This window comes from Bacteroidetes bacterium GWF2_43_63 (genome assembly GCA_001769275.1).
Taxonomy (GTDB): Bacteria; Bacteroidota; Bacteroidia; order Bacteroidales; family DTU049; genus GWF2-43-63.
The window spans coordinates 22,594-39,998 of the sequence record MEOQ01000001.1; the positions used below are offsets into that span (position 1 = coordinate 22,594).

General features: G+C 43.5%; 8 protein-coding genes. 6 read left to right on the top strand and 2 right to left on the bottom strand.

The genetic code is table 11. From position 1 onward, the window contains the following. Window positions 1-20: 20 nt before the first annotated feature. Window positions 21-1,310, top strand: a complete 1,290-nt coding sequence (locus A2W93_03655) for a hypothetical protein (GenBank protein OFY56530.1) — start codon at window positions 21-23, stop codon at window positions 1,308-1,310. A gap of 683 nt (window positions 1,311-1,993) precedes the next feature. Here the strand turns inward: A2W93_03655 and A2W93_03660 are convergent. Beyond that, on the bottom strand, window positions 1,994-10,969 hold the full coding sequence (locus A2W93_03660; protein OFY56531.1) for a hypothetical protein: 8,976 nt from the start codon (window positions 10,967-10,969) through the stop codon (window positions 1,994-1,996). A 282-nt stretch (window positions 10,970-11,251) separates the two neighbouring features. Between A2W93_03660 and A2W93_03665 the strand changes: the two genes are divergently transcribed. From A2W93_03665 to A2W93_03685, 5 genes are all read left to right on the top strand, one after another. After that, window positions 11,252-12,298 carry a hypothetical protein gene (locus A2W93_03665; GenBank protein ID OFY56532.1) on the top strand — a complete coding sequence of 349 codons (1,047 nt, stop codon included), beginning with the start codon at window positions 11,252-11,254 and terminating at the stop codon, window positions 12,296-12,298. Further along, the gene (locus A2W93_03670; protein ID OFY56533.1) at window positions 12,295-13,038 is read left to right on the top strand and encodes a hypothetical protein; all 744 of its coding nucleotides are present in this window, start codon (window positions 12,295-12,297) and stop codon (window positions 13,036-13,038) included. Before A2W93_03665 ends, A2W93_03670 begins: the two co-directional genes overlap by 4 nt. A gap of 85 nt (window positions 13,039-13,123) precedes the next feature. Next, window positions 13,124-15,337 carry a hypothetical protein gene (locus A2W93_03675; protein OFY56534.1) on the top strand — a complete coding sequence of 738 codons (2,214 nt, stop codon included), beginning with the start codon at window positions 13,124-13,126 and terminating at the stop codon, window positions 15,335-15,337. A gap of 93 nt (window positions 15,338-15,430) precedes the next feature. Then, window positions 15,431-15,844, top strand: coding sequence for a hypothetical protein (locus A2W93_03680; protein ID OFY56535.1), 414 nt, complete (start codon window positions 15,431-15,433; stop codon window positions 15,842-15,844). A gap of 145 nt (window positions 15,845-15,989) precedes the next feature. Then, window positions 15,990-16,367: a hypothetical protein gene (locus A2W93_03685; protein OFY56536.1), complete on the top strand. Its 378-nt coding sequence runs from the start codon at window positions 15,990-15,992 to the stop codon at window positions 16,365-16,367. Between the two features lie 17 nt (window positions 16,368-16,384). On the opposite strand, the gene A2W93_03690 is transcribed toward A2W93_03685, so the two are convergent. Beyond that, a complete protein-coding gene (locus A2W93_03690; protein ID OFY56537.1) occupies window positions 16,385-17,404 on the bottom strand; it encodes a hypothetical protein in 1,020 nt (339 codons plus the stop codon). Window position 17,405: the final 1 nt, after the last annotated feature.

Below are 17,405 nucleotides of genomic sequence, written 5' to 3' on the forward strand. Positions count from 1 at the left end.
TGCCTAACGCCTAACGCCTTATGCCTTTTTCTCATCCTCGAAAAATTCCTAAGCTGCTCTACGCCCTCGATGACGGGAGCTATTACGACCATCGCTATCTCGAAGCGGTGGGTCGCAGCGGCAATGATATTGTGCGTTTGAAGCCTTCAGATTTCATTCCATTGCCAGAAGGTTCTGAAATATTTTTATTGCAGGGACATTCCGCGATCGGCTTTAACAGCCGTAAGAACGAGATGGAAGTTTTGCAAAACAAAACCGCGCTTAGTGCATTTATCTCGCCGGCACACACGCAGACCTATCTTGCTGCATCGAAGCAAAGAAGGGATGCCGTTGTATTACCGCTCTATGCCTATTCAGCCGTTGGTTTTCTCGACAACAAATTGTGGGCGACTGCCGTGCGGGTCGATCCGGATATAAGACAGGACTGCGAGCAATTTAATCAGGAACTGGTAGAAAAAAACGTTGTTGAAGTTAGAAAGAAATTTCCTAAAAACCGACTTCTGGAGCACATTGCACATTGTGCAACGGTGTATTATTGTCCGGCTGCACGCAACTTTTTTCTATATCGCTGGGAAGCTCCGCTGCCCACAAGTCCTGCCTGTAATTCCCGTTGCATTGGTTGTATTTCGTGGCAGCCTAAATCGTCGGGCATCACGTCGCCGCAAAACAGAATTACCTTTGTGCCAACCCCTGAGGAAATTGCAGATTTGGCGGTTTTTCATATTGCTCATGCGCCCGATCCCATTGTGAGTTTCGGCCAGGGATGCGAGGGTGAGCCACTACAGGTGTGGGAAACAATTCTGGAGTCAATTAAGATCATGCGTTCGAAAACAAAGGACGGTATCATTAATCTGAACACCAACGGAAGTAATCCGATGGCCATCGAAAAGCTTATTGATGCTGGCCTCGACAGCATTCGAATCAGCATGAACAGTGCTCAGGAAAAGCTGTATAATTTGTATCACAATCCAACCAATTATTCATTTTCCGATTTGGCCGAAAGCTGCAAGGTGGCTCGCAGAGCTGGAAAATGGGCGTCGCTGAATTATTTTGTTTTCCCCGGAGTAACGGATACACTTGCTGAAACCGAAGCTCTGTGCCGTTTTCTGGATGAGAACAATCCAACCATGATTCAATGGCGCAACTTTAATATCGATCCGGATTTGTATGGTAACATCGCCAGGGAATTTACCGGCGATGCGCGCGGTGTGGCTGCTCTGATTGAAATGATAAAAACGAAATATCCAAAAATGTATAACGGATATTTTAATCCGGGTGTTGCAATTCAGAAAAAGTATTTGTCGCTTTGATTGTTACCCCTCGAAAGGTTTCAAATCCTTCGAGGGGTAGTCAATTACATTGGGCGCGCGTCTCCTGACTGCAGCGTTTTACGTTGACGCGTGACCATAACTCACCCACAAGCCATTCGAAGAACGTAAGCAGGTTTTAACAAGTCGCACTTCGATACAATGTAGTCTCATGGAGTATGATGCTGAATGCTTCATCACTCAGTGTGACAGATATATTTAGCCCACTGTCATTCTGAGAACACCAGCAAAACGCGTTTTGCAACCTAAATAAAAAATGACACAAAAGCTGCTGTCACGCTGAGCCCCGCCGCTGTCACATTGAGCGGAGTCGAAATGTCGATAGCGGGGTAAACTCCGTCGAAGCGTTGGCAGCGAAAATCAACAACAAAAAGTCTGTAGTATAAGATGAGATCACGGCTCGGAGACCGGGAACTCCATTAGACTTTTTTGTTGATTTTCAGAATTTTAAGCACTTGTGTCATTAGCAGTGTTTGAATATCAGACTTCGAAAAACATAAGACTTCAAATGTATCGAAGAACGACCGTGGGTTTTGTTCGTACTGTGCGATTTCGAAAAAAAAAGGCCACATCGCTGTGACCTTTTTTCAATCATGACAAACAGTAATTATTGTCTAACGACTTTCTTCTCTGGCGCGGATATGTTATCCGTGACGGAGATTCATTTATTGTCGCACAATTCTAACGACTTCATTTCCAATTCTAAGGAAATACACACCTGCCGGATACACGCCCAGATCGAATTCTTTCTTCTGCGTCGATCCGTTTAGGTTATTGTATAGTCCTCTGAACAGCAACTTCCCTTTAGCATCGGTGAGTTCAACAATCGCATCAGCATTTGCTCCGCTTTGGATTATATAAATCATTCCATCTGCCGGATTCGGGAAAACGCTGAATACAATATTTCCATTTTCATCAATCGCATCGCAAGGCTCAATGGTAATGCTTATTGTATCAGCTGACTCACATCCGTCATTCACGGTAACACTCACGTCAAATGTGCTAACACCATGTCCGGTTGAATCAACGGTAAAAGTTTGTCCTGTTGCAGCTCCTTCGCTCCAGAGATAGGTGGCGCCTGTGTTTCCGGCATCAAGAACGATAAATGCATCAGCACAAATGGTGGTGTCGTTTCCTAACCAGACAACTGGAGTTGGATTCACCGTCAATTCAAGAATGTATACACTATCGCATCCTGTCTGGGTTTGCAGACTGTCGTAATAGATTCCTGCAGTTGAGTAATTTGCGGAATGCCAGGTATAGACTTCGCCTTCACACATTGTGTGTGTTTCAGTAAATTCATAAGTTGAGTTAACTGTGAGTTCTAAAACAAACACACTGTCGCAACCAGTCTGGGTTTGCAAACTATCGTAATAAGTTCCAGCAACAGAATAATCGTTTCCACGCCATGTGTATATATCTCCCTGGCACACTTCGACTTCGCTCAGTGTGACATAGGCGGGATTTACGGTGAGATTCAGTACAAATATACTGTCGCAGCCAGTCTGGGTTTGCAGACTATCGTAATAAGTTCCAGCTACAGAATAATCGTTTCCGCGCCATGAGTAAATTTCTCCATTACATACTTCGACTTCGCTCAGTGTGACATATGAAGGATTGACGGTGAGATTCAGTGTATAAACGCTGTCGCAACCGTTCACTGTAGAGTATGATGCATTGTAAATTCCACCGGCTGTGTAGGTGTTCCCATGCCATGTGTAACTATCACCATTGCACATTGAATGACTTTCATTGAACGCAAAAGTTGGATTTACGGTCAGATTCAGTACAAACACACTGTCGCAGCCAGTCTGGGTTTGCAGACTATCGTAGTAAGTTCCGGCAACAGAATAATCGTTTCCACGCCATGAGTAAACATCTCCCTGACACACTTCGACTCCGCTCAGTGTGACATAGGCGGGATTTACGGTGAGATTCAGTGTATAAATACTGTCGCAACCACCCGATGAAATGTACGATGCAGTAAAAGTGCCTGAAGAATTGTACGTGTTTCCATGCCATGTGTATGTTTCTCCGTCGCAAATACTGCTGTTTTCGGTAAATGCAAATCCTGCAACTTCAGAAAGAGTCAGCTCATAAATGCTGTCGCATCCGTTGATGGTGTTGTAGTATTTGGTATAAACACCGGGTGTTGTGTAAGTGGTTCCATGCCAGATGTACGCTGATCCCTGACAAATGGAATGACTTTCATTGAAAAGATACGAAGGTGTCACTGAAAGATTCAACGTGTAAATACTGTCGCATCCGTTTACAGTTGTGTATGCAGCTGTATAAATGCCTGGCGTTGAATATATGGTCCCATGCCAGATGTAGCTATCTCCCTGGCAAACAGAATGGCTTTCGCTGAAAGCGTATTGTGGATTTACAGACAGGTTCAGGGTGTAAACACTATCGCAACCCGTTGAAGAAACATAAGCTGCGGTATAAATTCCCGCAGTATTAAAAGTGTTTCCATGCCAGGAATAACTTTCGCCAATACAGATGCTGTGATCTTCGGAAAACGTATAGCTGGTAGTTTCTGTGAGGTTCAGGGTATAGGTGCTGTCACATCCGTTTACAGAAGTGTAGTTTTTTGTATACACACCAGGAGCTGAATAAGTTGTTCCGTGCCATGTATAACTTGATCCCTGACAAATTGCGTGATTTTCGCTGAAAGCATAAGTTGGACTCACGGTCAGATTAAGCGTATAGATGCTGTCGCAACCGTGAATGGTTGTGTACAGTTTTGTATAAATGCCAGGCAGCGAGTATGTGTTTCCGCGCCAGGAGATGCTTTGGCCCTGACACATGGTTTGATTTTCATTGAAAGAATAAGTCGGCCAGGTATTCAGATTGAGCGTGTAAGTACTGTCACAACCATGAATAGTCGAATATGTTCTGGTATAAACGCCAGCTGAAGAGTATGTAGTTCCTTTCCATGTATAGTTGTCTCCTTCGCACATAGTGTGGCTTTCGTTGAATGAATATGTTGGATACACTTTCAAATCAAGCGTGTAAACACTGTCGCATCCACCTGCCGAAACATAGCTTGCTGCGTATATTCCCGGGGCGGTATACGTGGTTCCATGCCACAGATAGGAGCTGCCAACGCACATGTTGTGGATTTCAGAATAAGCATAGCTGGCAATCTCAGTGAGGTTTAGCGTGTAAATACTATCACATCCGTGAATGGTCGTGTAGCTTTTTGTGTATACTCCCGGTGATGAATAGGTTGTCCCATGCCAGTTATAGCTCGATCCCTGACAAATTGCTTCATTGTCGTTGAAATGATAGGTCGGATGAACAACGAGACTCAGCGTATAAGTGCTGTCGCAACCATGAATGGTTGTGTAATGCTTTTGATAGTTGCCAGAGGCCGTATAGGTAGTTCCATGCCAGGTGTAGCTTTCGCCGCTACAAATTGCATGATTTTCGTTGAATGAATAAGTGGGGTTCGTAGTCAGGTTCAGAACAAACACGCTGTCGCAGCCGCTTTGGGATAGCAAACTGTCGTAATAAGTGCCAGCTGTTGAGTACGTATTGCCGCGCCAGAAGAAGCTTTCACCCATACACACTTCGATTTCGCTTAGTGTGACATACGAAGGATTGACGGTTAGATTCAGCACAAACACACTGTCGCAGCCGGTTTGTGTAAGCAAACTATCATAGTACGTTCCGGTAGCAGTGTATGTATCACCGCGCCAGAAGTAGCTTTCACCGTTGCACACTTCGACTCCGCTCAGTGTGACATACGAAGGATTGACTGTTAGATTTAAAACAAACACACTGTCACAACCGGATTGCGTAAGCAGACTATCGTAGTATGTTCCGGCAACAGAATAATCGTTTCCACGCCAGGTGTAAGACTCTCCATTGCACACTTCGACTCCGCTCAGTGTGACATAGTTCGGATTGACGGTCAGATTCAATGTGTATGTACTATCGCATCCGGTAGAGGAAACATATGTTGCAGTATATGTGCCAGCTGAATTATAGGTGTTTCCTTGCCAGGTGTATGAATCACCAGAACAGATGCTGTGATTTTCGCTGAATGAATACCCGGCAACTTCCGATAGATTGAGCGTGTAAATACTGTCGCAACCGTGAATGGTTGAATATGTTTTTGTGTATACGCCAGCCGCTGAATACGTGGTTCCATGCCATGTGTAGGATGAGCCCTGACAGATGGAATTACTTTCACTGAAAGCGTACGTTGGATTGACAATAAGATTCAGCATAAATACGCTGTCACAGCCGGATTGAGTGAGCAGGCTATCATAATAAGTGCCAGCAACGCTGTATGTATTACCGCGCCAGATGTACGTTTCGCCATTGCACACTTCGACTTCGCTCAATGTAAAATATTTTGGGTTGACTGAAAGATTCAGTGTATAAATGCTGTCACAGCCATTTACTGTTGTGTATGCAGCGGTATAAGTGCCGGCTGTTGAATACGTCGTTCCATGCCAGGTATAGCTTTGTCCTTCACAGATGGAATAATTTTCAACATAGGAAAAGACCGGATTCACACTTAGGTTCAGTATGTATGTGCTGTCGCATCCTGACCCGGATGTGTACACAACCGGATACGTTCCTGCAGTCGTATACGTGTTGCCCTGCCAGGTGTATGTCTCGCCATCACATATGCTGTGATTTTCAGTGAATGAATATTCGGCAACTTCAGTCAGATTAAGCGTGTAAATACTGTCGCACCCATGAATGGTTGTATAGTTTTTCACATAGGTTCCGGCAGCGGAATAAGTGGTCCCTTGCCACGTGTAGGTCGATCCCTGACAGATTGATTTATTTTCACTGAATGAATAAGTGGGATGAACCGTGAGCGACAATGTGTAGGTGCTGTCGCAGCCATTGCTGGTGGTGTAGGTTTTTGTATAAGTGCCGCTGGTTGTGTACGAGCTTCCATGCCAGTTGTAAGTACTACCCTGACAGATTTCTACCATGTCAAAAAACCCGTAAGCAGGATAAACCGTAAGATTGAGGGTGTATGTACTGTCGCACCCATTCACCGTTGTGTAGTTTCTTGTAAAAAATCCTCCCGTTGTGTAATTGCTTCCATGCCACACATAGCTTTCGCCCTGACACATGCTGTAACTTTCGCTGAATGCATAAACCGGATTTACTGTAAGATTCAGAATAAACACACTGTCGCAGCCCGCCTGCGTTAGCAGACTGTCATAATATGTTCCTGCAACAGAATAGTTGTCACCATGCCATGAATACACTTCGCCCTGACAGACTTCGATTTCGCTCAATGTGACATAAGTGGGATTGACTGTCAGATTCAGGGTGTAAGTGCTGTCGCAACCTTTAGATGTCAAATAGTTTTTTGTGTAAACTCCGGTTGCCGAATACGTGGTTCCTTGCCAGGTATAGCTTTCGCCACTGCAGACTGAATGATTTTCGGCGAATGCGTATTCCGGATTTACTGTCAGATTCAGGGTGTAAGTGCTGTCGCAACCTTTAATTGAAATATAATTTTTCACATAGGTTCCGGCAACGTTGTACGTTGATCCATGCCAGGTGTAACTGTCTCCCGCGCATATGGAGCGGTTCTCCGCATATGAGTAGGATGGATTGACTTTAAGATTGAGTGTATAAACACTGTCGCATCCGCCCGATGACACATAGGACGCTGAATAAATTCCGGCAGAAGTATAAGTGTTGCCATGCCATAAATAGGAGTTGCCCGAGCAAATGGTGTAGGTTTCAGAAAACGCATAGCTTGGAATCTGCGTCAGATTTAATGTATAAATACTGTCGCATCCATGCGAAGAAACATAGGGTTTTGTGTAAACACCGGGAGTGGAATAAGTGGTTCCATGCCAGATGTAGCTTGAGCCCTGACAAACTGCGCGATTTTCGCTGAACGAATATTCCGGATAAACTGTGAGATTTAGTGTGTAAACACTATCGCATCCGTGAATCGTTGTGTAGGTTTTTGTATAAGTTCCCGGTGATGCATAAACGCTTCCCTGCCAATTAATAGTTTCACCCTGACAGATAGCCTGATTTTCGTTGAATGCATAAACAGGATTAACCGCAAGATTCAATGTGAATATGCTGTCGCACCCATGAATGGTTGTGTACGTTTTTGTATATGTTCCTGCGGAGGAATAGGTTGTTCCATGCCAGGTGAAGCTCTGACCCTGACAAATGGAATAATTTTCAACATATGAATACTTAGGAAAAACGGTAAGATTGAGCGTGTAAACACTGTCGCAGCCGCCGGTTGAAATATACGTCTTATTATAAATTCCGGATGTTGAATACGTTGTTCCCTGCCAGATGTATGATTCTCCGCTACACATGCTGTGGTTTTCCGAAAACGCATACGTCGGAATGGCCGTAAGATTCAGCGTGTACGTACTGTCACAACCATTAATGGTGAGATAGTTTTCCGAATACACGCCCGGTGTTGAATACGTGGTTCCATGCCATGTGTAGGACGATCCCTGACAAATAGCTTTGTTTTCGCTGTATGAATAAGTTGCATTTACGGAGAGATTCAACGTATAAATGCTGTCGCAACCGTTGACAGTCGTGTAGCTTTTTGTGTATGTTCCGGGTGTGGCATACGTGCTGCCATGCCAGGTGTAAGTTTGTCCCTGACACACTTCGACTTCGCTCAGTGTGACATAGGTCGGATAAACGGTCACATTCATTGTAACAACCGGAGCACATTGACCAGCGGTTGGGGTGAATGTATAGGTTGCTGTTCCTGCGCTTGCAGTGCTGATTGCAGCGGGGCTCCATGTTCCGGTAATTCCGTTGGTTGAAGTTGTCGGTAATGTTGCCGGGATTGCTTCTTTGCAATAGGAGCCAGCCTGAACAAAGGCCGGAGTTGTATTTGCATTTACCGTGACGCTCATCGTAACTACAGGAGAACAAAGTCCTGCGGCGGGGGTGAACGTATAAACTGTTGTTCCAGCTGTGGCAGTGTTTATTGCAGACGGGCTCCAGGAGCCACTTACGCCGTTTGTTGATGTTGCTGGTAATGATGCGGGTGTTGCTCCAACACAATAAGGTCCAGGCTGTGTGAATGTCGGTGTTACGACCGGATTTACAGTAATCGAAAAAACAGTTGAAAACGCTGCAGGGCAGTTTCCACTAACCACTTCGGCCATGAACAGCCATGTTCCGATGGTTGAAATATCTTCGGACCATGTTTCATCGGTATTGACAATATCAGTCCAGGTTGTACCCCCGTCATTGCTTGTTTGCCAGCGGGTAATGGTTCCGGTATAACCACTTAGCATAATTGCTCCGGTATTGCTGCCCGCACAAATGCTTGTATTAGGACCAGTCAATGTTCCGCCCACCGAAACCAGATCGTTGGTTAGTGTTACTGTATTTGATGTTGGCGAAGTAAGTGATCCATTTACCGTATAACCTTTGTAAGTCCCGGAGGCGAGTCCTGTAAATGTATGCGTGTCTGTTGCCCCAGTCCAGTTGGCAACTGGCGTTCCACTTCCGGTCTCCAGATAAAATGTTTGATTTGCCGAAACGGTAGAAGATAGTGTAACTGTTCCGGTTCCACAACCCGATGCTGCAGTGGCTGTAACAGTAGCTGGAGTCGGACAGTCCATGGTGTGCCAGCCAAGGTGTGTGGCATCGTCAATGGCGTAGGCAGTCCATTCTGCACCAAAGGTTGGAAAACCTGCCGAAGGATTTGTGGTGACTCCGCCAAAAACAGTACTGTTGCGCACCAGTGTCATATTAAGCATTGACATGGTTCCTGAAGTCCAGGCAGTACCAGGGTCTTCGCCAATACGTCCCATGATGTCAACATACGAGGCGGTAGAAATTTTGTACAGTGCCAAAGCGTCATCGCCGTTGTAGAAGGTTGCGGTAGTGATGGTGGTGTCAGTTGTATAAATGGTTGCCAATGAATTTGAATACACTTTTACAGACCCGTTTACCAGCGTTCCGCTCAGCAGATAGTCGGTTGTTGGAGTTGTAGCGCCGTTCGGATACAGGCGCAACCGATAATCGGAGAGATTTACATCAACCCCTGTTCCATTATAAATTTCGATGTACTTGTTGCTGCTTGATCCTTCCACATATTCAGAGATAATAAGGTCAGTGGCACAACCCGCCCCGCCTGCACCACCGGCTATGGTAGAACAAGTTGCAGTTAGTGCTGCAGGCACTGTTTTATAATTTACATTCGAAGCGGAATTGGAATACGGATAAATTTTAAAGTAATAAGTTGTTGATGCTGTCAATCCTGAAAAACTAACGCTCTGAATTCCTGCGCTGATATTCTTAACCAGTGTCGCATCCGATTCCGGTGTTCCGTCAACAGGATCAGTAATAGCAGCCAGACTAATGTTGCTGGCTTTGATCAGATATTTATCCGGAAGAATTGTTCCGATGGCATCGGTCCATGTTAGTGTAATAGATGCGCTGGTGCTGGTTTCGCACGAAAAAGCTGTTGGATGATTTGTGGGTTCCGGTTTTAGTACAGTATAACTATAGATGGCCGAAGTAGTTGAATTACCGTCATTATCGGTAGCAATAATTCTGTACGTCACAGTTGTCCCTGCAACCTGCGCTGGAATGGAGGTTGAAACAATGTAGTTCGGAGCTCCGTTCAGATTCATATTGATGCTGTTGCCGAAGCTGATTCCATCAGTGCACCATTGAAGTACAGCCGTGGAAATACTGCCATCATCGGTGATATCAGCCGTAACCGAAACAGTATTAACCGGGCTCGGGAAAAGAGGAGTCTGAATAATATTGGTAATTACTGGAGCAGTTGAACAGACCGTTGACGTCCATACCAGACACACATATTCCGGATGATCGATGTACGGATTCCGGTTGTGCTGTGGTGTGTTATAGTAAATAGCATTATTTCGATTGACTTCTTTTTGGCTCACCGGATCCTGAATATGCCAGCGCACCAGCATATCGATATACCATTGAAGGTAGTTTCCTCCGGTAGTGGTAATGATGTATTGTGAATCGTAGGTGTAAGTATTTCTCCAAACACTCAAATAGTTCATATACCGTGTGGCCAGATAAAGATATGCGCGTGCAAAATCGCCTTTGTATTCATTGATGGGTTCAAAAACGGAACCTGTAAAACCAGTCAGAGCGCAGGGTCCAACTTTACTTCCATTTGAAGAAGTGTATGTGGGCGCATTTGTTTCGGCAACAATGTAATTGCTTTTTCTGTTGTTGACATACTGATCAGTAGGGGGCAGATGATGGAGATCAGAGTACTGAGGATTTGCTGCATTGTCTAAACCGCCCCACCAGGAATTTGGCATCTGGTGCTCACGCGAATAACAATCACCTTCTGCACTTGCAGTGCCGCATTGGTCTGTGTATAACGTGAAAGTATAGGCAGGAGTTCCGCCTGGAATATCTGAATACATATCCCAGATTACGGTGCCCCCGGTTGTTGTTACATCGGTGTAACTATACGCATCCCACACATCGAAGGCTGTGCTTGTATAGGGCAGTTTGACATGACCGCTGGTGATTATGTCGCGCAGATTGCCACGCAAAACATCGCCGGTGCCGGTAGCTGAATCGTAGTATCCGGCAGGAATTTGTGCGAATAAAAGTTGGCTGGCAAGTAAAGTAAGAGCTAAAAGTAAAAGTCTTTTCATCTGACATTTTTTTTCGTGAGCAAAGCTTGTAAAGATACGTATAGATATATATGGATGTCAAGCATCATTGTTCATTTTTAGACCATTACGCCTGTTTTTTGTTCGAATACGCTGAATATGTATCCGAAAAAGTGTAAAAAATTCAGCATTTTGCTTTTTTTTCAGTGTTCATTTGTCGGTTAATTGGCTGGTTGGCAGTGAAAATGAGCTGGTTTGTAGAAATCGGTAGTGAAGACTCATAATTATTTCCGAAATTAGCATTGTGAACCATTGATAAACAATATGACACTCCGGTTTATTTTTGAAGGATATAAAAACAGGGCACAGCGAATTGCCACGCATGTGGTATTCTGGATTTTTTATGTTTCGCTTTATTCGTTGCTTGTAAGTATTCCTGCCGAAATTACTTTTATGGAGTTGTTCAGAAGATCGCTCTATTTTGTGTGGGTCGACATTCTGGTTACTTATTTTCTTATTTATCTATTACTGCCCAATTTTCTGTTGCGCAGGAAATATGTTTGGTTTGTTCTTTCGTTTATTGGTTTGAGTTTCCTGACAATGATCTTAAACCGGCTTATTAACTACTATTTCTACATTCCAAAATATTTTCCTGAGTGGGCCGATAAAATCAATTTCTGGCGTTTCGATTATTTTGTTTCCATTGTTTCTTCCCTTGCTGTTGCCATTTTTGCTGCAGCCATAAAGTTGCTTAAAATCTGGATTCAGGAAAGAAATCAAAAAAGTTTTCTGCAATTGCAGAATCTTCAAAGCGAAATGGCATTACTCAAAAGTCAGATCAATCCGCATTTTATTTTCAACACACTCAATAACATTGATACGCTGATTTCATTAAATCCGTCGAAAGCCTCGGAGAGTGTTCTTAAATTGAGCGAAATAATGCGATACGTGCTTTATGAGGCAACAGCTGATTATGTGCCGATGCAGAAAGAAATCGATTATCTCAGCAATTATATTTCTTTGCACGAATTGAAATTCGGTCCCGAGTTCATTCGCTTCAACAATGAAATGAAAAACACCAATGAAATAGTAGCGCCCATGTTGTTTATTCCTTTGGTGGAAAATGCAATAAAACATGGCGACAAGCGCGTGTCGTCTCCGGGTATTACCATTCATCTTTTTGAAAAGGAAGACATCGTTTGTTTTGTTGTCAGAAACCATGTTAGCCAGCATGAAACTAACAAAGATGCTTCCGGTGGTATTGGTATGGTTAACCTGAAACGCAGGCTCGAACTGCTTTACCCGCAACGTCACTCTTTTACTACTGAAATCGAAAATGGTATCTTTACTGCAAAAATCTGTCTGCTATGAAACTAAAATGCATTGTGGTTGATGACGAACCATTGGCTGTTGAAAAGCTGAGTGGATATATTTCGCGTGTTCCTTTTCTCGAGCTCCAGGCCTCATTCACCAGTGGCATGGACGCGTTGCAGTTTCTTAAAGACAATTCAACAGACCTACTTTTTCTCGATATTCAAATGGATGATCTAACGGGCATTCAATTGCTCGAGGTGCTGAAAGTCAAGCCACAGGTAGTTTTCACAACCGCCTACAGCGATTATGCAATAAAAGGTTACGAACTGGAAGTGAGCGATTATTTGCTGAAACCGATTTCTTTCGAACGTTTTCTGCAATCAGCCAATCGCGCTTATGACAAGGCTTCTGATAAAATAAAGACGGAAGCAAAAACAGATCAGCCTGTTGCAAATGCTGTTCCGGCGCCGGATTTCATGTTTGTGAAAACAGAATACCGTATGGAAAAAGTGAAGTTCAACGATATTCACTATGTAGAGGGAATGAAGGATTATCTTCGGATTGTTTGTCCCGATAAGCGAATCATGACGCTCACCAATTTCAAAAACATGCTTGACATGTTGCCGGATGAAGCTTTCTGCCGCATTCATAAATCCTATATCATCAATCTTTCAAAAATACAAAGTATTGAGAAAAGTCATGTGGTAGTGCTCAACGAGCGGCTTCCAATTGGCGATAGTTTTCGTAAATCATTTTTCGAATTGCTTGAAAAACTTCGCCTGATAAACAATAAATAAGTTGCTGTTCTCTTTCCTGCGCCAATATTGCAGAAAATGAATATTTTTGTCACCCTGAAATTAATCTGAAAAACAACAATATCAAATGAAACGACTGATTACAATTCTGGCCCTGGTGGGTCTGATGTTCAAGGGAGCCTATGCTGTGGCTCCGCCCGATGAGGGAATGTGGCTGGTGATGTTCATCGGCAAATACAATTATGAAGAAATGAAGCGACTTGGGCTGAAACTTACGGCCGAACAGCTTTACAGTATCAACAATGCAAGTTTAAAAGATGCTATTGTTGGTCTGGGCAGCACAGGAATGGCTCCGGAAGGGTATTTCTGCACCGGCGAAATTGTTTCCGACAAAGGTCTGGTTCTTACCAATCACCATTGCGGATACGATGCAATTCAGACACACAGTACGCTTGAACATGATTATCTCACCAATGGTTTCTGGGCCAAAAGCATGGATCAGGAACTCCCGGTGAAAGACATGACCATGTCGTTTCTGGTGCGCATGGACGATGTGACAGCTCAGGTTCTTGAAAAAGTAACCGACGATATGAGCGACGATGATCGCCAGAGTGCGATTGATGAAGCCAGTGCAAAAATTTCGAAAGAAGCTTCGGAAAAAGGTAAATACGATGCTACTGTAAAAAGCATGTTCGACAACAATGAGTTTTATCTTTTTGTTTATGAAACATACAGCGACATTCGTCTGGCTGGAGCTCCACCCTCAAGCATTGGCAAATTCGGCGGTGACACCGACAACTGGATGTGGCCACGTCATACCGGCGACTTCAGCATGTTCCGAATTTATACTTCTCCCGAAGGAACACCGGCCGCTTACAACGAAAAAAATATTCCGCTTGTACCAAAGCATTCTCTTCCGGTTAGTATCAAAGGCGTTCACAAAGATGATTTCTCAATGATCTTTGGTTTCCCCGGAACCACCAATCGTTATATGACTTCACATGCAGTAGATATGCAGCTGAAGCAAAGCAATCCGGCTGTAGTGAAAATCCGCGACAAGAAACTTGAAATTCTGCGCAGCTACATGGATGCTGATCCAAAAATTAAAATTCAGTATGCTTCGAAATACGCTCAGACAGCCAACTACTGGAAATATTTCATTGGACAGAGCAAAGGTCTTGTGCGTTGGGATGTTTACAACGAAAAGAAAGCCCTGGAAGATGAATTTCAGAAATGGGTGAATGCTGACCAAAATCGCGTAAAAAAATATGGCACATGTATTTCTCAGATCGAAGCGGGATATGTAGACTATGAAAAATATAATCTCTCGATGCAGTATCTCAACGAAGCTGTATTTCAGGGACCCGATTATATTTATTTTTCTTTCGGTGCATTTCAGCTCTATGGTGCTTTGAAACAACAGGCCGAAGCTGATAAAGCCGACAAAGCCAAATACGATGGTGTCATTAAAAATCAGGCGGCTGCGTTTGAAGAAAAACTCGCAGACTTCTTCAAAGACTACAACAATCAGGTCGATAAAGATCAGTTCATTGCATTGCTTGAAATGTATTACAATGATATTCCTGAGGAACAACATCCTTCTATTTTCAAAACGGTGAAAGGGAAAAAATTCAAGGGCAGTTTCAAAGCATGGGGCGAATATGTGTATGCCAACAGTGTTTTTACAGATGAAGCAAAACTGCGCGCTTTCCTGAAAGCTCCTTCCTATAAAGTTATTGCTGCCGATCCCGGTTTTGCAGTTACGCTCAGCATGGTCGATGCCATTCGTGCTCTTTATGGCGACCTCTCTGTAGTTGAAAATCAAATAAATATTGGCAGCCGTCTTTTTGTGGATGGATTGCGCAAAATGCAACCTGACCGCAAATACTATCCCGATGCAAACAGCACGCTACGTATGACCTACGGTACCATTCAGGATTATTATCCGGTTGATGCAGTTCATTACGATTTTCGCACTACGCTTGACGGTGTAATGGAAAAAGAAAATCCTAAGGTTGATGAATTTGTTGTTGAAAAAAGATTGAAAGAACTGTGGGCAGCCAAAGATTTCGGACCTTATGCCGAAGACGGAAAGCTGTATACATGTTTTACTTCTAACAACGATATCACCGGAGGAAACTCCGGAAGCCCTGTAATAAACGGCAATGGCGAACTCATCGGTATTGCATTTGATGGAAACTGGGAAAGCATGAGTGGTGACATTAAGTATGAACCATCGGTTCAGCGCACCATTTCTGTGGATATCCGCTATGTACTTTTTGTTATTGACAAGTATGCAGGCGCCACCAACCTCATCGAAGAAATGAATATTGTGAAGTAATTTGCATAGACATTTTTTTGTTTTACAGCCCTCGCATGGTTCCGAATCATGCGAGGGTTGTTTTTTTTGAAGTATTTTTCATAGCTTTACCCCATGAAAACCACTGATAGAATATTGTCAATTGTGAAAGCATGGCTGATAGTTTTGCCATTATTGCTTTCATCATGTTGGAGTAATAAAAGTGATATTGAGCAAGCTTCCATTTTGTCTAAAGTCGAAATACCGGAGAATTCATTGTGCTTGTACTCAATGCACAGAAATGTGATTCATGAAATCAGCGATGAATTTGTATTTAAAATTTTGCCAAAGAGCAGAGAGGATTTTTGCAAACGATTGGAGAAAAACTCTTACACGAAATTAACTGATACAATTGTTGTGATACGGTTTTGTCCTTTGGGTCATACTGATACAGTCAGAAATGGCTACATGAAATATGACGAGTGTTTGAAAAATTATTACTACGATTCCGATAAAGGATTTTTTTATGTACGCAACATTAATGATTAACAATGTTCTGAGAGAATGATAAGCAAGTAATATTTTTTCTTCGTTTCACTCGGGAAAAACACTCAGGATGACAGCAGGGGGTCCCGCGTGCAGTCATCCTGACAATTACGCGACAAGCACCAGCAAAACGCGTTTTATAATCTGAATGAAAAAAGACAATTTGGCAAACATAATATTCCATCGTCCGATGGCGACGAAGGAGGCGGAGGATATGGAATCGTTATGTTTGCAGCAAAACCGACGATTCCATATTCTACGTTTCTCTCCGAACGATGGAATATCGGTTTTGCCCTTCTGTTTGATTTTTAGAGGTTTATACGAGTGTGTCATTAGCAGTTTCGCTACTGTAGCTATTCTTCATAGGTTGGGCGTAGTCTTTCTAAATATATTTGCCGGGTTGAGTCTCCAGACTCAACCCAACAGATTATCTATTTTAGACTACGCCCAGCCTAAGATGTACAGTGAAAATCAACAAAAGAAAACATTGAGTTCCATGTCGCTGTCTGCGTTTCAGCTATACTGATACAACCGTGATCTCATTTAATACAGCGAAAAACTTTTTGACAGCGGGCTGTATTTTATAAACACTTCGAAGCACCCAAAACCATTGCTGGCCTCTTTCAGCGAGGAGGTGTTTATTTCGTACGCAACTCCGATTCCATAATTTGCATAATCGAACATGATGCGCGCCATCGCTGCATCATTAAGACGATAGGCGCCTCCGAAGCTAAATATGGCACGTGATACCGAATATTTTTCGCTTTGTTTGAGATAGAATTTGAAATCACCTCCGGCTGTCAGCTCATAGGCCGCGCCTTGCAACATGCCAAGTACCCATGGATTGAAAGCTGTTTTTTTATCTTTTCCCAAAGAAAAAAGCAAGTCGGTCATAAACACCATTTTAATGTCGGTCTGTTCTTCGCTCAGTGTAAGACGTTTTCCCTGGTTCAGATGCCAGAATCCGGCTGAAATGGTTCCGCTGCTTTTTGCGAAATGATCAATATTGGGTGCTTCGGACATAAATTTATATGATGTTCCGGCCGATAAATCAAAACTTGCTTTTTGTTGCTGTTCGAAATATTCTCCGTGCAGAATGCCCGGATCGTATTCGTATCCATTGAACTGATCGGTCCACATCAGATCATCGGGATCGAGCGACTCGTAGCGTGTTCCGCTTCCAATGCCGACGGTCATTATTTTTCCTTCGGATAATTTGACATTGGCTGAAGCTCCTAAATGCGCAAGCAGGCTGCTGTAGCTGAATGCCGACTGATTGAAAACAAATCCGCCAATGGATAATGTTGTGTTTGTTGATTTCGAAACGCGCGAGTTTCCGGATATTCCGTAGGTTTGAAATGCTGTGCCCACATTGCGCCACTGGTTGCGATAAGCCATCTGAAAACTCATCTGATTATCCTGTGTTCCGATGAGCCCCGGCGACTGATATTCTATGAAGGCATTGCTAAAACTGAAGTGCGGATCCTGCGCATGAGTCTTGTTGCTGATGACGAAAAATGACATAAGCAACAGTGTGAATAAAATTGTTTTTATTGTTTTCATG